The following is a 20317-nucleotide window of genomic DNA, read 5'->3' on the forward strand; positions in this document are numbered from 1 at the left end:
AAAATAACACTTTATTACTACCTAGTTATAAAAAAAGAGGAATGAAGATATGTACTTTTATTTAATTTAATACAAAACAAACGAATAGAAGCTTATGCTGTAAGACTTTCCTACGACGAAATATTAAACCGAAATTTCTAAATAGATAATAATCTTTCCAGAAACATATATTATGATAATTTTCGCAGACTTGAATTAAACTTTTAGAAGTACTAACCTAGCGGTGAGCAGAAGAAAATTCTGTAAAAAGAAAGGAGAATGCTTTATGATGACCTATTTACAAAAGGAGTTTTTTAAACGACTAAAAATTCCTGCAAAAGAAGTAACATTTGATGATTTAAATGAAATCCTCTTAAAGATGGGCTTGATTCTTCCCTATGAAAATCTCGATATTATGACTGGTACGATTAAAGATATCTCAAAAAAGAACTTAGTAGAAAAATTACTTATTCAAAAACGAGGCGGTCTTTGTTATGAATTAAACTCCTTATTGTATTACTTTTTAATGGATTGTGGGTTTCAAGTATATAAAGTAGCTGGTACTGTTTATGATCTTTACGATAATAAATGGAAACCCGATGATGGTCATGTCATTATCATATTAAATCATAATTATAAAGATTATGTTATAGACGCAGGTTTTGCATCTCATCTCCCTTTACATCCAGTCCCTTTTACCGGAGAAGTCATCTCTTCTCAAACGGGAGAATATCGAATTCGCAAACAAACTACCCGAAAAGGTACACACATTTTAGAAATGAGAAAAGGAGCTAACGGGGAATCTACAAATTTCTTGCAATCTGAACCTTCACATGAATGGAAAATAGGCTATGCCTTCACTTTAGATCCAATAGATGAGAAAAAGGTGAATAACATTCAAAAAGTGATTATGGAACATAAAGAATCTCCTTTTAATAAAGGGGCTATTACTTGTAAATTAACTGATTATGGGCACATATCATTAACAAATAAAAATTATACAGAAACCTTTAAAGGCATCAAAAATAAACGACCAATAGAATCAAAAGATTATGCTCGCATTCTTCATGAATCTTTCGGAATAACACAAGAAAAATATGTAGGTAAAACACTAGAAAGAGGCTAGTTGACTAGAAGTATTTCATAATAAAGCAGATTCCATATTTAGAATCTGCTTTATTTTATATTTTGTTATAAAGGAATTTATTTTTGCTGGTACCCTTTAATTTTCAATGATATACTCATCATCATATTTATCATATTGGAGGCCTGATCCTATTTTTGATTCCGTAACTTGATCTCTTAAAAACGGTGCAGCTTCCATTTTGCTAGTTGCAATTTCAATTCCATATTTTTTCGTTAAATGGGCTAATTCTATTAAAAACCACTCTCTTCGTAATGTAACTGGAATATCAAATGTTCTTCTTTTCATATATAATAGCACCTCTTTAATTTTCATAACTTAAAAAACATTATAGTATATGCATGTCCATTCTAAATGTGCTATTACTAAAACAACATTTTAGTTTACATAAAATAATTATGTATTAGTAGAAAGAGGCTTGTCCTCCTCTTTCTACTGTAGAGATTTAAATTAAGAACATCTTGGTACACCTAAAGCTAAGAATAAACCTGCTACTCCCGCAGTAATCGGTACTTTCAACGTAATTACATCGTCTACCTTCGTTACTAAAAAGTAAGCATTACCTTCTTGTAATATACAATTCACTAACAATTGAAATTCCATTCAAATCCCCTCCTTTCAATCGGTATATTATACTTTATGAATTTTGTTTAAAAAGGTAATAGGAAATATATCTATTTTTCCATATATACTAAATAATAATTTGTAAGTCTATTAAAAATACTAATTTTCTAAATTTATATAAATCGTGTACTATCCAATAAATTCCTATATAATCAATAGTGAAAATCTTACAAATGGAGGTATAAAAATGACGATTTTGAGTAATATTGGTGCAGCTTTATTTTTTATTGCTTTTATTCTTTTCATTCTATGTATCATCTCGTTTTTCAAGAAAAATGGAAAAGCAAAACAATATGGTCGTCCTGCCGTTATTCTTTTTATGATTTCGATTGTATTAATAATAACTAGTGCTGAGACTTCTAATAACCCAATTGTTGAATTCTTTTCTATTTTAAGTTTTGTTTTATTTGTTTTCTTCCTTGTGCTAGCAATCTTATCTGTAATTAAAAAGACTGGTGTAGCAAAAAAACAATTTATTATCACAGCTATTTTATTTGTCATTTTTGTTGCATTATTAAATATTTCAGCTCCTTCTTCTGAAAAGACGACAGCAACTAGTAAAAAAATTGCTTCTAACAATGCAGAACAAAAAGAGAATGAGAAGAAAAAAGAACTTGAAAAGAAAGAAGAGAACGAAAAGACTCAAAAACAAGAAGACGAGAAGCGTCTAGCTGATGAACAAGCTCGTAAGCAAGAGGATGAAAAAAGCCAGGCTGATGAACAGGCTCGTAAACAACAAGAAGAGCAAAAACGTCTAGCTGATGAACAGGCTCGTAAACAACAAGAAGAGCAAAAGCGCCAGGCTGATGAACAGGCTCGTAAACAACAAGAAGAGCAAAAACGCCAGGCTGATGAACAAGCTCGTAAACAACAAGAGGAACAAAAGCGCCAGGCTGATGAACAGGCTCGTAAACAACAAGAGGAACAAAAGCGCCAGGCTGATGAACAGGCTCGTAAACAACAAGAAGAGCAAAAACGTCTAGCTGATGAGCAAGCTCGTAAACAACAAGAAGAACAAAAAGCACAGCAAACTCAAACACAACCTGCTTCAGGAAATACTAGTAGTGCATATTACAAAAATTGTGCCGCAGTTAGAGCTGCTGGGAAAGCTCCTCTATATAAAGGACAACCAGGTTATGCCTCACATCTTGATCGTGATGGCGATGGAGTCGCATGTGAAAAATAGTAGTAAAAAAGAAGCTTCTAGTAAGCTTCTTTTTTACTATTACGTATAGTTATTACTCTTCCATTCTTGTAAGCCATATATCAATTCAAATTGGCATCTTATTTTTTAAATGCTTGTAATATTAATCATTAACTGGAGCAATACTCCAATTTATTATTTCAAGATTTTTCACCTCTATTTTTCCTTTGACAAGAACATGTGGAATTAAGTGAAACATCCCAAATCTTCTACCCTTTTCATATTCCTCCCTGTAATATTCTTTGGTGCAGGTATTTAATTGCTTTAATTCTCTATATTCATTAAAGTTGATGATTTCTATTTCGCATTCTTTTAATTCTCTATTTGGTCCACCCCTATTATGCTTTGAGTACTTGTATATTGCCATACACTGACCCTTCAATGCGCTAATAGGAACTTTATAAAACATTTTATTTGTGTGAAGGTTTATTCCTATTTCCAGTGATACTTTATAAATCTCATAAGGATGCAATGGTAAAAAATGCACAACATCATTCCATAAACATTCTAATTTTGGTATTTTACGTGTTAATAAGTTCTCCCTTTGAGGATGATCTTTATATTTTTGTATATACTCACCGTATAAATTTGGATATACACTTTTCAATTTATTTAATGGGATTAAATATTCTCCTTTTAGTTCTTCTGGTACCATATGATAAACATATTCCATAAAAACCTCCTATAAAAGATATACTTCCTATCCCAAAATTCTTCGCCATCTTTTCTATAATGTCCTCTGTTGAAGAATAATCCTATTATTCTCAAATCAGACACATAATAAGTGATTTCAATCACCACGTTGTTTTTCATTTATCGCTATTCTTAATTTAGATATTACATTTAAACTTTATAGAGGCATTCATATGGAACATACATTTACTGAAACTTCAATTGTTGGTGAGATTGTTACACAGTTCCCGAAAGCTAGTGATTTTTTTTAATCGTATAGAATAGATTTTTGTTGTGGCGGTAATAAGCCACTTATTGATGCAATTCATGAAAGAAAATAATATTTTATTTCCGCGTGCCATTACAAAGGCATAAATAAAAGCAGGACATGAGTAGCAATGCGCATGTCCTACTTTTATTCACGCTTCATCACCCTCTCAATCCAAATAACTACATTTCCTATCCGCTTCTCTTTTCACATTAAACTACAAATCATTATTTACCATATTGCCCTAAGTTACGGAAACAATTATACTAGATGTAATCAGAATAAATAATCTGAATATTCTTAGAATTAAAGATGAAATCTTTACTGCCCTCAATTAGATGGATACATTCTATTTTCCGTTAAATAGATTAGAAAACGATAATAACACATTAGGAGGATTACGATGCACCAGCTTGATTCATTACATCCCATTATAGAAAAAATAATTAACAATATTGAAAAGTTAATGGTCGGAAAGCGAAAAGAAACACTATTAGCTTTAACAGCTCTCTTAGCTGAAGGTCATGTACTATTAGAAGATGTTCCTGGCGTTGGGAAAACGATGTTAGTACGTGCTCTTTCTAAATCTATTGATGCTGATTACAAACGTATTCAATTTACACCTGATTTACTTCCATCAGATGTAACAGGTGTTTCTATTTACAATCCGAAAGAGCTCCAATTTGAGTTCAAGCCTGGACCAATCATGGGGAATTTTATACTTGCTGATGAAATTAATCGTACATCTCCCAAAACACAATCCGCCTTACTTGAAAGTATGGAAGAAGGCAATATTACAATTGATGGTATGACAAGACCGTTACCCAAGCCATTCTTTGTAATGGCTACACAAAATCCTGTCGAATATGAGGGAACATATCCTTTACCAGAAGCACAGCTCGATCGTTTCTTGTTGAAACTAAAAATGGGATATCCTACACAAGAAGAAGAATTTGAAATTTTAAACCGGATGGAAAAAACAAACCCCCTCTCCCATTTACAAGCTATTACTACAATAGAAGAATTACTTTATTTACAGCAAAGCGTACGGGAAATAAGCGTGGACAAAGCGATTAAGCATTACATTGTAAAGCTTGTTAGTCAAACTCGGTCTTATAGTTCTATACAACTAGGCGCAAGTCCGCGTGGCTCGATTGCTTTAATGAAAGCTTCACAAGCTTATGCATTTATCCATGGCAGAAATTATGTTATTCCAGACGATGTTAAATTTTTAGCTCCTTACGTGTTGGCTCACAGACTCATTTTAAAAATGGAAGCAAAATTTGAAGGAATAACAGGAGAACAAGTTATTGCAAAAATCGTTGCACGAACTACCGTGCCTACCCAAAGGAAGATGAACCTTTGATGAAAAGGATTCTACGAGTACTCTATCATTTTACTAAGTTATCATTCATTCCGTTATGCCTAGTCTTAACATTTTTATACGCTATGCTTCAAGGAGGATTTGTAAGTTGGTTTTTGTTTTACAGTATGATTCCTATTGGCCTTTATTCACTATTACTCCCCTTCTATGCTTTGCGGAACGCTGAAGTAAAACGAATAACAAATCAAGACGAATATACAGCAGGAGAACCTTTTTTAAGCACCATTACAATAAAAAGAAGATTTCCTTTTCCATTACTTTATTTAATTATAGAAGATGAATTACCATCACAATTTACAAAGTGTAAACAAACGAAGATGAATAAAGTAATACTCTTTCCAGGATTGAAACGAAATATTTCGTTTCAATATGCCATTGACACAATCCCTAGAGGAGAGCATACTTTTTCAAGCGTACGTGTCAAAACTGGCGATCTATTCGGTATGATGGAGAAAGAAGTAATTTTTTTAGTTCCAGATACATTTTTAGTCTACCCTCAGTATGTAGATATAACATATCGACAAATGGAAAATCATTTCGAACAAGGAGCACTTTCAGCAAATATAAATTTAGTAAAAGACTCTACCATTTCTGTCGGTGTGAGAGACTATAAACCTGGTGACCGCTTTTCATGGATTGATTGGAAAGCAACTGCACGAACAAACAACATTATGACGAAAGAGTTTGAACAACAGCGCAGCCATAATATTATGATATTCATGGACAGAACCCCATCCCCTCTATTCGAATCAGTCGTCACATTTACTGCCTCTATTGTCAGATCTGTTTTGAACCAAAATTCACCGGCGTCATTCGTATCTGTCGGAAAAGAACGAACTTTTTTCCCTTTAGACAATGGAGATAGTCAGTTGCATCAAATCTTTTGTCATTTAGCGAAAGTACAAGCGGACAGTGTATTCCCGCTCTCCCGAAGTGTAGAAATGGAATTAAGAAAAGTTTATGAGCCCGTAACGATTATACTCGTGACAAGCGATCTTTCTCCCGATATTCAAAGGGCAGCTGACTATGCTGCTATAAAAAATAGAAAATTAATGGTGTTTGTCGTAAAAGAAACAGCAAATCAACTATCACATCGAGAACTTAGTATTCTAGATACTCTACAAAAACGAAAAATATTTGTAAATGCGGTTTATGGAAACCAGTATACAAACGTGTTTTTTGAGGTGAGCAAATGATAACATTACAGACAAAAAAACAATGGGATATGACTAGATTTTTCATGCATGCATGCGCATTTCTACTTTTACTAGAATGGCTAAGACCCCTTATAGGTATTACAAACGTAGGTAGATTAGATATTTTTGTAATATTTATAGGGATTTGCTTCACTCTCTCTTTTTTTCAAACAAAGTGGCAGATTCCAATAAAAGTCTTCACGATTTTATTCATCATTCATTTCCTATACTATAAAAATGCTTTTATAAATCCATCTTGGTTAACAAAATTTTTAAATGATATTTCTCAAAATTCCTCTCTGTTATTTCAAGGGAATTTGCTAGATATTTCTCCAGTTTTTCCAACACTTTTATTTTTTTTATCATTTTGGTTTTTGAGTGCTTTCATCTCTTTTTGGATGATTCATAAAAAACGTGGGTTGTTATTTCTTATATTGACTATTATTTATATCACCGTTTTTCATAACTTACATGTATACAATGCAAATTACGCTATTGTTCGTACTGTTGTCATCGGCTTTTTTATGCTTACTCTTATCCGCACAGAACGAATAAAAGAAATGGAACAGTTACAAAATTATGCTAGAGAAATCTCAAAATTACTTAGACCTCTTACAATATTTATTGTATTGACAGCAACCATCGCATACTTCGCTCCAAAATTTGGCCCTCAATGGCCAAACCCAATGGATTTTTTACAATTCAACACATCCGAAGCAAATAAACAGCAAGAAGTTTCTAAAATTGGTTATGGTTTAAATGACTCACGATTAGGTGGTCCTTTTAAAGCAGATCCTACAATTGTTTTTACAGCAGCAACGCAAAACAAACAATATTGGAGAGTAGAAACGAAAGATTTTTATACAGGAAAAGGCTGGGAAGTTTCTGAAAAGCAAAAAAAGGTTACTTTTAAAAATAATAACGACGTCGTGAGCTGGTACGAACAAAATACAAAAACGGAGACAACTAAGGCAACAATCACCATGCAAAAAAGTTATCCTCACCTTACCTATCCAGCAGGGTTAATATCAGTTGAGGCTTCTTCTGATATATCATACAGCGTTGACCCATTTTCTGAAAAAATCTATACGATGGATGGAGATTCTTCTACTACTTTACATTCATATAAAGTAACATATGAGGTCCCGGAGTTTTCCATAGAAAACTTAAAAGCTGTAAAAACGAATGAAGGTCAGGAAACAAATCCCTATTTCATAACAAAGTACACGCAACTTCCAGAAGCATTACCGCAGCGAGTAAAAGACTTAGCTAGTAGTCTAACAAAGGATAAAGACACCCGATACGATAAAGTATTAGCTATTGAAAACTATTTCACCGACCATTCTTTTGTATATGAAACAACGAATGTCTCATTCCCTGCCCAAAACCAAGATTATGTAGATCAATTTCTTTTCGATACAAAAAGCGGCTACTGTAATAATTTCTCGACATCTATGATCGTGTTACTTCGTTCTGCTGGTATTCCCGCTCGCTGGGTCAAAGGTTATACAGAAGGAACTCTTGATAATACGCTGGTGGGTGCTGAAGGTGAGGATGTTTATAAAATTGCGAACGATAACGCACACTCTTGGGTCGAAGTATATTTCCCTGGATACGGATGGATTCCATTCGAACCGACAAAAGGATTTACGAATCCCTATAATTTTATAAATAATACTCCTGCTCCTACTTTACAAAATAGCGAAGAAACTAATTCTCAAAACGCGCAAATGCACGAAAGAAACAATGAAGCAAAGCTTAAAAATTTAATAGAAGATACTGAAGAAACTCCTACTAAAAAAATTACAAATGCTAAAAATAAATTTTCTTGGTGGTACGTATTCCTTTCTACAATACCAATTAGTATTATCGGCTACACTCTCTTCGCTACTAGAATGAAATGGATTACATTTTTCATCATTCATCTCTATAAATATCGAAAAGATGATGCTGTTTTTACAAAAGCTTACAATGCACTTCTAAAACAATTTGCAAGAATTGGTATACAACGAGGAGAGAGTCAAACATTCCGAGAGTATGCTCTCCATATCGATACACTTTACAACTCGAATGATATGCAACAACTTACTTTCAATTATGAGAGTGCTATATATCAAAAAGGACAAGCCGCAACAGAATGGGAAAAATCCGTACACTTATGGGAAGTGCTTATGAAAAAAGCTGCTTCTCCGCCTAAATCAAATGACTTCCATTCAGCGATTTAATATTGACAATGTGAATGTAAAAAAATGCCTCAAAGAACAAAATAGTTCTTTGAGGAATTTTTTAATAAAGTGAAACTCCTAGTTATTCGCCAAGTACCTTCTCAATCTCAACCTCTAAATCAACCGGCTTCGTTTGCGGTGCAAAACGCCCTACTACTTTTCCGTCTTTTCCAATTAAAAATTTTGTAAAGTTCCATTTTACTGCTTTCATACCGAGTAAACCTGGTGCTTGTTCTGTCATGTATGTATACAGAGGATGAGCCTTATCACCTTTTACATCAATTTTTGCAAACATTGGGAAGTTTACACCGTAGTTTAATTCACAAAAGCTTGTAATATCTGCTTCTGTACCTGGTTCTTGTCCTCCGAATTGGTTACATGGGAAACCGAGTATTTCTAGCCCTTGTTCTTTATATTTATCATACACTTCTTGTAATCCTTTATATTGCGGTGTAAACCCGCATTTACTAGCTACATTTACAATAAGGAGTACTTTTCCCTCGTAATCTTTTAACGATTTTTCTTCACCTGTTATCGTTTTAGCTGAAAAATCATAAACTGTCATTATCTTTGCCCCTCTCTTCACTATCATTCTATGTTTATACTATACTACATTCGTGAATTTACAGCTCTTATTACGTATCTTCTCCCCACGATTGTAAACGCTTTATTTCCGTTCGAAAATTCGACACAAATTACTAGACTTTTATGATGGAAAGTTTTACAATTAAATTGTGAACAAAATGTGACAGTTTATATTCTATTATTATAGAAAAGGATGGTGTTCAATATGAAAACTGCACAACATGAAACGATTTCAAATCGCGAGTTTTATTTCGTACTATATATGATGCTATTGTATGTTATTGGTTGGGTAATCGATGTAAATGGTTTATTTTTAAGCTCTTACTTTAATTTAGCAGGAGAGATTATGCTTCCATTAGTTGGCGGTATTGTCGGATCGTTCGTTATGTCTATTAATAAACAACAAACGAAATAATAGTATTACAAAAAGGCAGAAGACGGAGCTTTCGTTTTCTGCCTTTTTGTATTTTTAGCGTATAATAGTTACATACCGTATATAAGGAGTGGTAAAGATGAAAAAAGTAGAGCAATTATCTTCTCACCTATATCTGATTGATGATTTTGATTTACAACATAATGAACGAACTGGTACGTACGTTTTATTAGGTGATGATATTACTTTAATTGAAACTTGTGCAGCCCCTTCTCTTCCGTATATTTTAGACGGCTTACAACAATTACATATTGATTTAATCGAAGTTAAAAACATTATCGTTACACATGTTCATTTAGATCACGCCGGTGCTGCTGGTTTAATGATGGAAAAGTGCCCAAATGCTACTTTATATGTGCATTCTCGCGGTGCTCGTCATATGATTGATCCAACAAAACTTATTTTAGGCGCAAAAGCTGTGTACAAAGAAGATTTCGATAAACTTTTCGATCCAATTCTTCCAATTGAAGAAGAACGTGTTCGTATTGTACAACATGGTGATACGTTACAAATTGCAGAAGACCGCACCCTTACATTTTATGATACACCGGGACATGCGAAGCACCATATTAGCATTCACGATTCATTAACAAATGGCATTTTTACTGGTGATACAATTGGAATTTATTATAGAGAACTTGCAGACCTTGGTGTGGAACTATATCTACCATCAACATCCCCTTCACAATTCCAGCCAGATGCGATGATTGCTTCTAAAAATCACATTCAAAGTATGAATGTAGATACAATTTATTTCGGCCATTACGGTGCATCATCCAATGTTACAGAAGTATATAACCAACTAGAACATTGGTTACCTATTTTCGTTCATACTGGTAAAGAGGTCTTTGAAAAATATAATGATTTCGATGAGGCTACTAAAGCTTTGCAAACTGTATTAATGGATAAGGTCTCTTCTCACCTTACAAAGTTAAACGTTCCATCAGATCATTCCGTTTATAACATTTTACATCTAGATATAGAAATTAGTGCGATGGGCATTATAGATTATTTCACGAAGCAAGAAAAAGCAAACGCCCCTATTAAATAACCGTAAAAGAAGAGATATACAACAGTAGTTATTGTATATCTCTTCTTTTTTTGAATATATTTTGAGTAAAGGATGGTGGAATATAATGCAAAAAGTGATGCTATACCTCTGCTTTACATTATTTATCGTCTTATTATTATTTGTCGGAGTGAAAATTCAATTTTATTTAGATACAGACGCACAAGTAAACTTTAACGTTTATCCACGATTATTCTACTTTACACTCTTCCCTCTTATAGTCGGCATTTTATTACGATTCCTTCAATCCATTAATCGTGAAACAAGTAAACAAAACTGGCGCTTTCAACCGGATAAATTTATCGCCATTACTGTGCCTACACTATTCATTTCCTTTTCTCCAGCTCTACTCTTTTCACCAGTTGGTGCATACCTACCTTATATAACTAATATTATTCTTATCAATACAACTTTTGTTACGATAATTAGTTTAATAGCTGGTTATTCCCTTTTAGATTGTTTTATACAAAAGGATCCTGTGAATAGAAAAAATGAAGGATGATTCTGTGCTCCCTTGTTTCTCGCTACTACATTCATGAAATAACAAAAAAACTCTTAGTTACTTTTAAATACAAACACTTATCATATAATAAAAATGGAGTGCTTTACTTACTGTATATGTAGGAGGGGATTGTAATGACTTATGGATTTAATGACCATTATCGGCAACAAACTGGAGTCCACCCTGTTTTAGATCAAATTTTAAATAATTGGAGTGGAGATCAGAAAAAAACGGTTTACGCTTTAATTAATAAATATGGTTTACCAAGTGACGCCAGTACTAGAATGATAATTTGGCACAATAATGGACCATGGAAGCGCACCGTGGTTTACCTCGATCCAGTTCCTCATAACTTTCCAACACCTCATCTTGACTATTTAGCACAAACGATTGATTTTAAAGCACCTATTCAATTTTTAGATGAATTAACGAAATTTGATGGTAGTTTATATTTAGATCGTACTGCTGGTGAAGCAACTGCTAAATGTGACCTAGAAGCTGCTAACTTTATGGCTTTAAACTTAATGTATGATATTGTTACCGGGAAGCGCACTGCAGAAGATGCTCGCCGTTTTGCAGTTGAAATTGAAAAACAACTACGACTACAAGGACAATCATCACCCTACTTTGAAAGATTATTATTCCCACAGCAAAGTCATACAGCCGATCCAGATATATCTTATTTTTAAAAAATACATGCGATTATTATATTTCTTAACTAAACAAGGAGAATCTGTGTTTTTACAGGTTCTCCCATTTCATCTATCTCACCTTTTCATCTACATACTTCATAAACTGCTCTGCTTTCATAAATCTTTCTTTATATGCCTCAGGTACTTCTTCTAGTTTTATTGCACCGGTTGATTTTGTCTTCACTCGTACTATTTCATGTGTCATTAAAGCTTCCATATAGCGATCAAACTCTTCTTGCGTTAATACTTCTCTACTTGATTTATGACCATTTAATTTATCAAAGTATGGTTGAAGGCCCATACTTACCTTTTTCATTTCTTCTCTATTTGCTGGTGATAATGCATCATAATCAATATTACCGTTCGAATCTCCGTACGCAAGCTTTGCATTGGTTAATTTCTTTAGTTCTTTTGTAAACACTTCATATTCTTTTGTACCCATTTCATCTTTCGCTTCTGATAGCTTTGCACTAAAACGCATGTACGCCTCTAATGTCATCGTTCCAGCATGTTTTTTTAAGTTTTCAAAAGATCCGTATATACCATCTGCCATAATAGATTGATACGCAAAACCGGTCGTCGGGATTAAAAAAGCCGCTGCAAGTACTCCTGCGATAAGGCGTTTCTTCCTCTTACGCCCCCCTTGATTCATTTTTATTTGAACGATTACTTTTTCTTTTAACTCCGGGGGTGCAACAATCCCCTTCGCTTCCTCTTGTATAGATTCTCTAACTCTACAATCTAAACTCATTTCACATTCCCTACCTCTCCTAAAAAGATTTCTTCTACTTGCTCTTTTTGACGTAGTTTTTTTAATGCTGCGTGAATTCTAGATTTCACAGTACCAATTGGAATATGTAATATTTGTGCTACTTCTTCTTGAGAGTAATCGTGTAAGTATCTTAAGATAATAACTTGTTTCAATTTATACGGTAATTTATGAATAAGTTCGATTAGTTTTTGGTTTGATATTTTACTTATTACATCGTTAGAAAAATCAATTTGTACTGGTTTTCTTTGCTCTTCTGCTTTTTTTATAATTCGTAGTCGCATCCACCTCTTTCTTCTACAAGAGTGAATTTGTTTAATCGCAAGTCCAATTAGCCAAGGACGAAATGGCTTCTCGCTATCATACTTACGAAGCGATTCATATAGTTGTATGTATATTTCTTGAACGACATCATCTACATCCGCTTTATCATCTATTAAAAAATGTGCTGTCTTATATACTTCGTGAATCGTTACATCATACAATTCGCTATACGCTTCTTTATTGCCTGATAAGGTTAATTTGATTAAATCTGTATACACTGTTTCATCCTTCATGTACCATCCCTCCTTTGTCTTACACTTTATATTGGCAAGTAATCCATATTTCGTTCGATTTTTTTCAAAAGTTTTTTTATATAAATTAATATAATGATTCAATACGTTCATAAGCTTCACTTATAACCATGCATAACAATTATATAATTTTCCATTTTCTAATGACGATTTAAAATGATTTATATAGTCAAATTTAGGGGGATAAATAATGAAAGCTATCATTGTAACGTCGTTCGATGGTCCTGAAGTGATGAAATATACAGATGTGGATATGCCGGTTATTTCAGAAAATCAAGTTTTAATTCGCGTTGTTGCTACAAGTGTAAATTTCGCTGACATTAAATCACGTTATGGCAAAAAAGGAAATAAAGCACTACCGTTTATTCCAGGGATAGATGTCGCTGGTATAGTAGAACGTGTCGGCTCTCATGTAAAAAATATAAACCCTGGACAACGTGTCATTGCTTTTCCTCAAAATGGATCTTATGCAGAATACGTTGTTTCAAATGAAAATCTTACTTTCGTATTACCTGATGAAGTCGACTTTCAAACTGCAGCTGCTTGTCCGATTGTATCTTTTACAGGTTATAATTTACTCGCAAATGTTGCAAGGCTTCAACAAGGCGAATCAGTACTCATTCATGCGGCTGCTGGTGGAATCGGTACTACAGCTATTCAACTTGCAAAACTATTAGGGGCTGGAACAGTTATCGGTACTGTCGGAAGTGAAGCAAAAAAAGAAATTCCTTTATATGCTGGAGCTGATTATGTAATTTGTCATCAGAATGAAGATTTTGTAGAGAAAGTCAATGAGCTGACAAACGGTGAAGGGGTTGATGTAATTTTAGATTCTATTTCTGGAACTGTTTCGGAAAGAAGTTTAAAATGTCTTGCTTATTACGGTCGCCTCGTTCATTTCGGTAATGCTAGTGGTGAAATTGGCAATTTCCAAACGAAAGATTTACATGCAAGTTGCCGTTCTATACTCGGTTTTAGCTTTGGAACTACACGAAAAAAACGTCCTGAACTACTCCAAGCAACTGCAAATGAAGTATTCCGTTATTTGCGTGACGGGCGTTTGCAAATAACGGCTATGAAATCTTTTCCACTCCAAGATGCAGGGAAAGCACATGAATGGGTCGAAAGTAGAAAAAGTACAGGGAAAGTAATACTAACTGTTCAGTCATCCTCCTGAAATGAATACTTGAAACCGAGGTGTCATTCATGGGATCACGAATTATGCATGCTATTATCGCTAACGGTATTGCCGAAAAACTATGTATTCAAGATAAAACTTCTTTCATACTTGGAGGTGTAGCTCCTGATGCAGTTCATTCAGCAGAAGAAAAAGGAACTTCACATTTTTACGCTGGCACGACGAAAAACTATACGAGAAGGATAGATTTCAATTCTTTTTTTCAAAAATATAGAGCCCATATGGATTCCCCTTTTCTTTTAGGCTATTACACCCATCTCATTGCCGATGACAATTGGCTAAGCGGCTTTTTTCTACCTTGGCTAAAAAATAGAATAGAAAATGACGAAACGATTGCACCTATGTACTATAACGATTTTAAATTGTTAAATGCAAAGTTGCTTCATCATTACGATAAAGAACAACAGCTCTTCTCTCTTCTCAATCAAGAGGCTCACATTGTGGATATTGAAGAGGTTTCTAAAGAAAACGTTTTGGCTTTTCGAAAGTATCTTTTTGAAGATATGTTGTATCCAGAGCAAAATTTGCATGAAGACTTACAGGTATTTACGTTTAATCAAATGGTCGGTTATATGGAAACTGCTATTGAAAAAGGTGCATTTTTTATTAAACAACTCTCACATGAAAAATTCATTTCAAAGATTTAATCCCCCTCAATATGTTTGAGGGGGATTTTCACATAGCAATATTATTATCGGTTCTTTTCCATAACCGCAAAATAATTCCCTTCACTATCAGCAAAGTTAAATACTTTACCAGAAGGCATAGTTACCATTTCACCAACAGTAACATTTTTATTTTTTAAATCTGTATATAATTGATCCAGACTTTCTGAGAAGAACATTAGTGACGGTGTACCAAGATTTAATTCTGGGCTCATCTTAGAAATCACTTCTTTATTATGTAATATAATGCTTGTTTCTGCCCCACTTTTCGGAGCGATTTCTATCCATCTCATTCCTTGTTTGTTATCTTCCTCTGCAACTACATGAAACCCTACCTTTTCCGTCCAAAAATTGACTGACTCATCTTGATTATTTACATATAACATAATTTGTCCAACTTTATGAATCATTGCATTTCCCCCTAATGTTGTTTATATTCTATGTAAGTTTCTACAGGTACTATCATTATTCCTTTTGAGTTGGTATGTACTTCTTTGCAAAATTTATCGACTGACTCATCCCATCTAGTTCGTCAAAATAATCATTTCTTTCGATCATGTTATATCCATTGAATCCAATTTAATATTCGACTTTTTTTATATTATTTCCTCGTATAAACCAAATAAATAAACTACCTTTTTTCGATACCCCCAGTAGAAGCATATAAAAAAGCACTAATACAATTCCCATTATCACTTGATTACAAACAAAAAAGACGTAACTACAAATAGTTACGCCTTTCCCATCATTTATCTAGGCTTTTTCTTCCCAGTAAATGCTGGTTTCTTTTTCTTTGGTGCTTTCGGTTTCGTTTCTACAAATGATCCTTTGAACATTTCTTGCTTCGTAAATACGATACCTAGTTTTTTCGCAAATTGTAGTAATTTACGCTCTTCTTGCGGTGTTACAAGAGATACAACAGTTCCTTCTTTACCCATACGTCCAGTACGTCCTGAGCGGTGAATGTATTGGTCTACTGTGTCTGGTAATTCTAAGTGAATTACATGTGTTAAGTCGTCAATATCGATTCCACGTGCTGCAATATCAGTAGCAAGTAGAATTTCTAATTTCCCGCCGCGGAATGCACGCATCGTTGCTTCACGTTCTTGCTTACTTGCTTCTGCATGAAGAGCCGCTGCTTTCATTTTACGGAATTTCAATTTCTCAGTAATTTCATCTAAACGGAATGGATCGTTTAAGAACGCAACTGCTTTTACATCGCCCATATGCATAATTCTTCTTACGTAATCATTTTTTTCGCGTCGCTCACAAATGATATACGTATGCTCAACTAAGCTTTTTGATTCTGCACGTGTTACACGTACTAATTGTGGTTCCACTGCTAAATCACGTGCCGCATCTTCTGCCGCTTTTGTCATTGTCGCCGAGAAGAATACTAATTGACGATCGCGCATCGTAGATTTAATTACATCTTGTACAGCACCCATCATCTTTTGTTTTACAATTTGATCAAACTCATCAAATACAATTGTTTTTACTTCATGCATTTTTAGCTTTTTCATACGAATTAATTCTAAAATACGGCCTGGTGAACCAACAATTACTCTTGGGTGTTTCTTTAATTTTTCAACTTGGCGCTTAATATCGGCACCACCAATTAAAGATGCACCTGAAATTTCAGTTCCTGCTGTAAACTTTTGAACCTCTTCATGAATTTGCATGACAAGTTCACGTGTTGGTGCTAAAACAACAACTTGTGGCTGTTTTACTTCAGGATTAATTTTATGTAAAAGGGGTAATAAGTACGCTAATGTTTTTCCTGTTCCAGTTGGAGATTCAGCTATAACGTCTTGTCCTTCTAAAATAGTTGGAATCGCTTGTTTTTGAATTTCAGTTAACTCTTTAAAACCAGCCTTCTCCCAAGCTTGTTGTAAAAATGGTTGCATATCTTTTATCATTTGTTTTTCTCCTTTATCTCTATTTTTGAAGAAAATGTTGTATTGTTCGCACCGTTTCTATCATGTGTGAAATAACAGCTATTAAATCATCAACATGGTCTTCTGTAATCGCTTTTTGAAATAGAACCTCTACCTTATTATGATATGAAATCGCTTGCTTATTATATTCGTATGAAACTTTCTGCATAATCATTCTTTCTTTTCCCCATATAGAACGCATTAATGTTTCAATTTCTTCGCATTTTACTTCTGGTTGTTCTAACGGGAATGAAAATGCTAGCTTCATTTCACAACCTGGTGTAAACTGAGGCACTTCTAGTATTTCACCAGACAAGTTCTTTGCATCTACAGATAGCGAAAATGTTGCTTCTACTAACGGTTCGAATGGTTCTGTTAATTGAAATGAGATATGATATATACGACTTAATGAAGCAAGGTCCATCATATCTTTTCGATCTGTTACAAGAATATCTCCATGTAAATCAAAATCATAAACAGCGCCTTCTACGATTACTTTTAAATTATCAAAAGCAGTTGGATCAAACATAATTTCCTCCAAAAAACAGGCGCCTTTCGATGGAAAGGCGCCACTTGATGTATATATAGTTTACAGATAAACGAGATGAATTACAACCTTTTAGAATAAACCTACTGCTTTTCCATCTTCATTTACATCCATTTGTAGTGCTGCTGGTTGTTTCGGAAGGCCTGGCATTGTTAACATTGTTCCTGTTAACGCAACGATAAAGCCTGCACCAATAGATGGTTTTAGCTCACGAATTGTAACGATAAAGTCAGATGGACGACCTAATTTTGTTGCATCGTCAGAAAGAGAGTATTGTGTTTTCGCCATACAAACTGGTAGGTTACTCCAGCCTTCTCCTTCATATTGAGCTAATTGCTTACGCGCTTTTGGAGCAAATTCAATATCTTTTGCACCGTACACTTTTTGAGCAATTGTACGAATTTTTTCTTCTAATGGTAATTCTAACTCATAAAGTGGTGCGTAGTTGTTTTCGCCTTTTTCAATTTCTTTTAACACTTTTTCAGCAAGGTCAACTCCACCTTGGCCACCTTTCTCCCAAACTTCCGTTAAGGATACTGCATAGCCACGCTCATTACACCATTCTTGTAAGTAAGCAACTTCTGCATCTGTATCTGTAATAAATTTATTAATTGCAATTACGAAAGGCACACCGAAGCTTTGAATTGTTTCAACATGCTTCTGTAAGTTTTCCATACCTTTTGCTAATGCGTCTACATTTTCTTCTTTTAATTGATCTTTTGCTACGCCGCCATGCATTTTAAGCGCACGAATCGTCGCAACAATAACAACTGCTTCTGGTTTAATACCAGCTGCACGAGCTTTAATATCTAAAAACTTCTCTGCACCTAAATCAGCACCAAATCCAGCTTCTGTAATAACATAATCACCTAATTTTGCTGCCATTGTTGTAGCGATAACACTGTTACAACCGTGCGCGATATTCGCAAATGGTCCGCCGTGAATGATAGCTGGTGTATTTTCTAGCGTTTGTACTAAGTTTGGTTTTAATGCGTCTTTTAATAATAATGTTAACGCACCTTCTACACCTAAATCTTTAACCGTTACAGGTTGATTTGCAAAATTATAAGCAACTACGATGCGTGATAGACGTGCTTTTAAATCTTGAATATCTGTCGCAAGGCAGAATACGGCCATAATTTCAGATGCTACTGTAATATCAAAACCATCTTCACGTGGTACACCTTGAACGGGTCCACCAAGACCAATTACTACGTTACGTAGGGCACGATCATTCAAGTCAACACAGCGTTTCCAAACGATTTTACGCGTATCAATTCCAAGTGTATTTCCTTGTTGGATATGATTATCAATAAACGCCGCTAACGCGTTATTAGCAGTTGTGATCGCATGGATATCTCCAGTAAAGTGAAGGTTAATGTCTTCCATAGGTACAACCTGTGAAAAACCACCACCTGCTGCTCCGCCTTTTAGTCCCATCGTTGGCCCAAGAGATGGTTCGCGAAGTGCAATTACTGTTTTCTTACCAATTTTATTAAAAGCTTGACCTAAACCAACTGTTACTGTTGATTTACCTTCTCCAGCTGGAGTTGGGTTAATCGCTGTTACTAAAACAACTTTACCGTCTTTCTCATTCTGTAAGCGCTTAAAAATATCAAGAGATAACTTACCTTTATAATGCCCGTATGGCTCTAATTCATCTTCTAAAATATTTAAATCAGCTGCAATTTCTTGAATCTTCTTCATACTCGCTTCTTGTGCGATTTCAATGTCGGATTTAACTGTTGTAGTAGTTGTCATATACCCTAGTCCCCCTTTAATTGGTTCTGATGATATTGTATCAGTTTTTTGTATTTTCTGCACTTATTTACCTCCTAAAAATTCTTTCATTTCTTTATACGTTTTTTAACATAAATACCCATAAGAATGTTAACGATTGTTGTAATTCTGTAGGTAGTTGACCTAACATCTGCTCATTTACTCCGCGCTTATATACACCGATACCATCTACAACTTCAAAACCTTGTTCTTGCGCTAACTGTTCAAATTCCCAAGGCATCATCGTATTACAAACAACGTCCTTGCCATATAAACGAGGATAACTGTTCTCTCGTGGCTTTGCTGTCGGTCCTAAAATTGCAATACATGCATACCCATCGCTTTTTAAAACACGCTTTATCTCATTTAATGCTTGTAATGGCTCCTCGGTCCATTCTAAAGAATTAATTGCCATAATTGCTTCAAATTGTTCATTTTCGAACGGTAAGGAAGAAAGATCTCCTTTTATAAAGGATAAATCCGGTCCCTCTCCGCGCTCCTTCCCTTTTTGAATCATCACTTCTGATAAATCTACTCCAACTGCTTTATAGCCCGCGCGACTTAATTTATATGTACCGTATCCATCACCACAACCAACGTCAAGCACCTTGGCTTCTTTCTTCACGTATTGTTCAAAAAATGGAATAATCGTACTCCTACTCCCACTATCCCACATCTCCTGACTATTTTGGTTCCAAAATTCTGCACTACTATCCCATTTTTTCTCTGCTGACTCATGCCAATTAAATTTTGTCATGCAATCCCCTACCTTCACGTTTTGTCACTCATTTCATTCTACATCATTTTCCAAAATCCCTGTTTTATCTTCATAAGGAGATGTACATGCTAATGAAGGAATCTTTATTCTCC

22 protein-coding genes and 2 pseudogenes are annotated in these 20317 nt (G+C 34.5%); 12 read left to right on the forward strand and 12 right to left on the reverse strand.

What is annotated here, in order from left to right; all coding sequences use genetic code 11:
- Window positions 1–265 precede the first annotated feature (265 nt).
- Window positions 266–1105: an arylamine N-acetyltransferase family protein gene (locus ACTFRS_RS07810; protein WP_440023794.1), complete on the forward strand. Its 840-nt coding sequence runs from the start codon at window positions 266–268 to the stop codon at window positions 1103–1105.
- A 96-nt stretch (window positions 1106–1201) separates the two neighbouring features.
- Here ACTFRS_RS07810 and ACTFRS_RS07815 read toward each other — a convergent pair whose 3' ends face one another.
- On the reverse strand, window positions 1202–1411 hold the full coding sequence (locus ACTFRS_RS07815; RefSeq protein WP_000830253.1) for a hypothetical protein: 210 nt from the start codon (window positions 1409–1411) through the stop codon (window positions 1202–1204).
- 162 nt (window positions 1412–1573) lie between these two features.
- Window positions 1574–1726, reverse strand: a complete 153-nt coding sequence (gene exsG / locus ACTFRS_RS07820; RefSeq protein ID WP_000395674.1) for an exosporium protein ExsG — start codon at window positions 1724–1726, stop codon at window positions 1574–1576.
- A gap of 208 nt (window positions 1727–1934) precedes the next feature.
- On the opposite strand from exsG, the gene ACTFRS_RS07825 reads away from it, so the two are divergent.
- Entirely contained in the window at window positions 1935–2933 is a 999-nt protein-coding gene (locus ACTFRS_RS07825; protein ID WP_431085002.1) for an excalibur calcium-binding domain-containing protein, read from the forward strand.
- A gap of 121 nt (window positions 2934–3054) precedes the next feature.
- On the opposite strand, the gene ACTFRS_RS07830 is transcribed toward ACTFRS_RS07825, so the two are convergent.
- Complete coding sequence (locus ACTFRS_RS07830; RefSeq protein WP_139867424.1) at window positions 3055–3624, reverse strand: group-specific protein; 570 nt, start codon at window positions 3622–3624, stop codon at window positions 3055–3057.
- Window positions 3625–3817: 193 nt separating this feature from the next.
- On the opposite strand from ACTFRS_RS07830, the pseudogene ACTFRS_RS07835 reads away from it, so the two are divergent.
- The 4 genes and pseudogenes from ACTFRS_RS07835 to ACTFRS_RS07850 all read left to right on the forward strand — a co-directional run.
- Window positions 3818–3958 (forward strand): annotated as a pseudogene (locus ACTFRS_RS07835) (DUF542 domain-containing protein); the annotation flags it as partial.
- 336 nt (window positions 3959–4294) lie between these two features.
- The gene (locus ACTFRS_RS07840) at window positions 4295–5257 is read left to right on the forward strand and encodes an AAA family ATPase (protein ID WP_088327353.1); all 963 of its coding nucleotides are present in this window, start codon (window positions 4295–4297) and stop codon (window positions 5255–5257) included.
- A complete protein-coding gene (locus tag ACTFRS_RS07845) occupies window positions 5257–6471 on the forward strand; it encodes a DUF58 domain-containing protein (protein WP_139868118.1) in 1215 nt (404 codons plus the stop codon). Before ACTFRS_RS07840 ends, ACTFRS_RS07845 begins: the two co-directional genes overlap by 1 nt.
- Window positions 6468–8696 (forward strand): transglutaminase TgpA family protein, encoded by a 2229-nt coding sequence (locus ACTFRS_RS07850; RefSeq protein ID WP_431085001.1) that lies wholly within the window; start codon window positions 6468–6470, stop codon window positions 8694–8696. The genes ACTFRS_RS07845 and ACTFRS_RS07850 overlap by 4 nt, the downstream gene beginning before the upstream one ends.
- Window positions 8697–8778: 82 nt before the next feature.
- Here the strand turns inward: ACTFRS_RS07850 and bsaA are convergent, their stop codons facing one another.
- Complete coding sequence (gene bsaA, locus ACTFRS_RS07855; RefSeq protein WP_000219438.1) at window positions 8779–9261, reverse strand: glutathione peroxidase; 483 nt, start codon at window positions 9259–9261, stop codon at window positions 8779–8781.
- A gap of 225 nt (window positions 9262–9486) precedes the next feature.
- Between bsaA and ACTFRS_RS07860 the strand changes: the two genes are divergently transcribed.
- From ACTFRS_RS07860 to ACTFRS_RS07875, 4 genes are all read left to right on the forward strand, one after another.
- Window positions 9487–9696 carry a DUF3925 family protein gene (locus tag ACTFRS_RS07860; protein WP_139867428.1) on the forward strand — a complete coding sequence of 70 codons (210 nt, stop codon included), beginning with the start codon at window positions 9487–9489 and terminating at the stop codon, window positions 9694–9696.
- A gap of 97 nt (window positions 9697–9793) precedes the next feature.
- The gene (locus ACTFRS_RS07865; RefSeq protein WP_139867430.1) at window positions 9794–10765 is read left to right on the forward strand and encodes an MBL fold metallo-hydrolase; all 972 of its coding nucleotides are present in this window, start codon (window positions 9794–9796) and stop codon (window positions 10763–10765) included.
- An 85-nt stretch (window positions 10766–10850) separates the two neighbouring features.
- Entirely contained in the window at window positions 10851–11285 is a 435-nt protein-coding gene (locus ACTFRS_RS07870; protein ID WP_242293839.1) for a hypothetical protein, read from the forward strand.
- 134 nt (window positions 11286–11419) lie between these two features.
- Window positions 11420–11974 (forward strand): hypothetical protein, encoded by a 555-nt coding sequence (locus tag ACTFRS_RS07875; RefSeq protein ID WP_139867434.1) that lies wholly within the window; start codon window positions 11420–11422, stop codon window positions 11972–11974.
- A 73-nt stretch (window positions 11975–12047) separates the two neighbouring features.
- On the opposite strand, the gene ACTFRS_RS07880 is transcribed toward ACTFRS_RS07875, so the two are convergent.
- Window positions 12048–12728 (reverse strand): DUF3600 domain-containing protein, encoded by a 681-nt coding sequence (locus ACTFRS_RS07880; protein WP_139867437.1) that lies wholly within the window; start codon window positions 12726–12728, stop codon window positions 12048–12050.
- The gene (locus tag ACTFRS_RS07885) at window positions 12725–13303 is read right to left on the reverse strand and encodes a sigma-70 family RNA polymerase sigma factor (protein ID WP_139867439.1); all 579 of its coding nucleotides are present in this window, start codon (window positions 13301–13303) and stop codon (window positions 12725–12727) included. Before ACTFRS_RS07885 ends, ACTFRS_RS07880 begins: the two co-directional genes overlap by 4 nt.
- A gap of 208 nt (window positions 13304–13511) precedes the next feature.
- Between ACTFRS_RS07885 and ACTFRS_RS07890 the strand changes: the two genes are divergently transcribed.
- Together ACTFRS_RS07890 and ACTFRS_RS07895 are read left to right on the forward strand one after the other, a co-directional pair.
- Window positions 13512–14498, forward strand: coding sequence for a quinone oxidoreductase family protein (locus ACTFRS_RS07890; RefSeq protein WP_440023791.1), 987 nt, complete (start codon window positions 13512–13514; stop codon window positions 14496–14498).
- A 29-nt stretch (window positions 14499–14527) separates the two neighbouring features.
- A complete protein-coding gene (locus ACTFRS_RS07895; protein WP_139867443.1) occupies window positions 14528–15166 on the forward strand; it encodes a zinc dependent phospholipase C family protein in 639 nt (212 codons plus the stop codon).
- A 44-nt stretch (window positions 15167–15210) separates the two neighbouring features.
- Here ACTFRS_RS07895 and ACTFRS_RS07900 read toward each other — a convergent pair whose 3' ends face one another.
- From ACTFRS_RS07900 to ACTFRS_RS07925, 6 genes and pseudogenes are all read right to left on the reverse strand, one after another.
- Window positions 15211–15594, reverse strand: a complete 384-nt coding sequence (locus tag ACTFRS_RS07900) for a VOC family protein (protein ID WP_139867445.1) — start codon at window positions 15592–15594, stop codon at window positions 15211–15213.
- Window positions 15595–15649: 55 nt separating this feature from the next.
- Window positions 15650–15763: pseudogene (locus tag ACTFRS_RS07905) on the reverse strand (sugar phosphate isomerase/epimerase family protein); the annotation flags it as partial.
- 170 nt (window positions 15764–15933) lie between these two features.
- The gene (locus ACTFRS_RS07910; protein ID WP_000588613.1) at window positions 15934–17103 is read right to left on the reverse strand and encodes a DEAD/DEAH box helicase; all 1170 of its coding nucleotides are present in this window, start codon (window positions 17101–17103) and stop codon (window positions 15934–15936) included.
- A 19-nt stretch (window positions 17104–17122) separates the two neighbouring features.
- Entirely contained in the window at window positions 17123–17650 is a 528-nt protein-coding gene (locus tag ACTFRS_RS07915) for a hypothetical protein (RefSeq protein ID WP_000460219.1), read from the reverse strand.
- Window positions 17651–17740: 90 nt separating this feature from the next.
- Window positions 17741–19429 (reverse strand): formate--tetrahydrofolate ligase, encoded by a 1689-nt coding sequence (locus tag ACTFRS_RS07920; RefSeq protein WP_011040261.1) that lies wholly within the window; start codon window positions 19427–19429, stop codon window positions 17741–17743.
- Window positions 19430–19523: 94 nt separating this feature from the next.
- On the reverse strand, window positions 19524–20222 hold the full coding sequence (locus ACTFRS_RS07925; protein WP_143881051.1) for a class I SAM-dependent methyltransferase: 699 nt from the start codon (window positions 20220–20222) through the stop codon (window positions 19524–19526).
- Window positions 20223–20317: the final 95 nt, after the last annotated feature.

The sequence above is a fragment of the Bacillus cereus group sp. MYBK139-1 genome, assembly GCF_051916915.1.
Taxonomy (GTDB): domain Bacteria; phylum Bacillota; class Bacilli; order Bacillales; family Bacillaceae_G; genus Bacillus_A; species Bacillus_A pacificus.

What these genes read in the sequence shown, in the direction of transcription:
- ACTFRS_RS07810 (WP_440023794.1), top strand. Translation starts at nt 266, where the DNA reads ATGATGACCTATTTACAAAAGGAGTTTTTTAAACGACTAAAAATTCCT.
- ACTFRS_RS07815 (WP_000830253.1), bottom strand. Translation starts at nt 1,411, where the DNA reads ATGAAAAGAAGAACATTTGATATTCCAGTTACATTACGAAGAGAGTGG.
- exsG (WP_000395674.1), bottom strand. Translation starts at nt 1,726, where the DNA reads ATGGAATTTCAATTGTTAGTGAATTGTATATTACAAGAAGGTAATGCT.
- ACTFRS_RS07825 (WP_431085002.1), top strand. Translation starts at nt 1,935, where the DNA reads ATGACGATTTTGAGTAATATTGGTGCAGCTTTATTTTTTATTGCTTTT.
- ACTFRS_RS07830 (WP_139867424.1), bottom strand. Translation starts at nt 3,624, where the DNA reads ATGGAATATGTTTATCATATGGTACCAGAAGAACTAAAAGGAGAATAT.
- ACTFRS_RS07840 (WP_088327353.1), top strand. Translation starts at nt 4,295, where the DNA reads ATGCACCAGCTTGATTCATTACATCCCATTATAGAAAAAATAATTAAC.
- ACTFRS_RS07845 (WP_139868118.1), top strand. Translation starts at nt 5,257, where the DNA reads ATGAAAAGGATTCTACGAGTACTCTATCATTTTACTAAGTTATCATTC.
- ACTFRS_RS07850 (WP_431085001.1), top strand. Translation starts at nt 6,468, where the DNA reads ATGATAACATTACAGACAAAAAAACAATGGGATATGACTAGATTTTTC.
- bsaA (WP_000219438.1), bottom strand. Translation starts at nt 9,261, where the DNA reads ATGACAGTTTATGATTTTTCAGCTAAAACGATAACAGGTGAAGAAAAA.
- ACTFRS_RS07860 (WP_139867428.1), top strand. Translation starts at nt 9,487, where the DNA reads ATGAAAACTGCACAACATGAAACGATTTCAAATCGCGAGTTTTATTTC.
- ACTFRS_RS07865 (WP_139867430.1), top strand. Translation starts at nt 9,794, where the DNA reads ATGAAAAAAGTAGAGCAATTATCTTCTCACCTATATCTGATTGATGAT.
- ACTFRS_RS07870 (WP_242293839.1), top strand. Translation starts at nt 10,851, where the DNA reads ATGCAAAAAGTGATGCTATACCTCTGCTTTACATTATTTATCGTCTTA.
- ACTFRS_RS07875 (WP_139867434.1), top strand. Translation starts at nt 11,420, where the DNA reads ATGACTTATGGATTTAATGACCATTATCGGCAACAAACTGGAGTCCAC.
- ACTFRS_RS07880 (WP_139867437.1), bottom strand. Translation starts at nt 12,728, where the DNA reads ATGAGTTTAGATTGTAGAGTTAGAGAATCTATACAAGAGGAAGCGAAG.
- ACTFRS_RS07885 (WP_139867439.1), bottom strand. Translation starts at nt 13,303, where the DNA reads ATGAAGGATGAAACAGTGTATACAGATTTAATCAAATTAACCTTATCA.
- ACTFRS_RS07890 (WP_440023791.1), top strand. Translation starts at nt 13,512, where the DNA reads ATGAAAGCTATCATTGTAACGTCGTTCGATGGTCCTGAAGTGATGAAA.
- ACTFRS_RS07895 (WP_139867443.1), top strand. Translation starts at nt 14,528, where the DNA reads ATGGGATCACGAATTATGCATGCTATTATCGCTAACGGTATTGCCGAA.
- ACTFRS_RS07900 (WP_139867445.1), bottom strand. Translation starts at nt 15,594, where the DNA reads ATGATTCATAAAGTTGGACAAATTATGTTATATGTAAATAATCAAGAT.
- ACTFRS_RS07910 (WP_000588613.1), bottom strand. Translation starts at nt 17,103, where the DNA reads ATGATAAAAGATATGCAACCATTTTTACAACAAGCTTGGGAGAAGGCT.
- ACTFRS_RS07915 (WP_000460219.1), bottom strand. Translation starts at nt 17,650, where the DNA reads ATGTTTGATCCAACTGCTTTTGATAATTTAAAAGTAATCGTAGAAGGC.
- ACTFRS_RS07920 (WP_011040261.1), bottom strand. Translation starts at nt 19,429, where the DNA reads ATGACAACTACTACAACAGTTAAATCCGACATTGAAATCGCACAAGAA.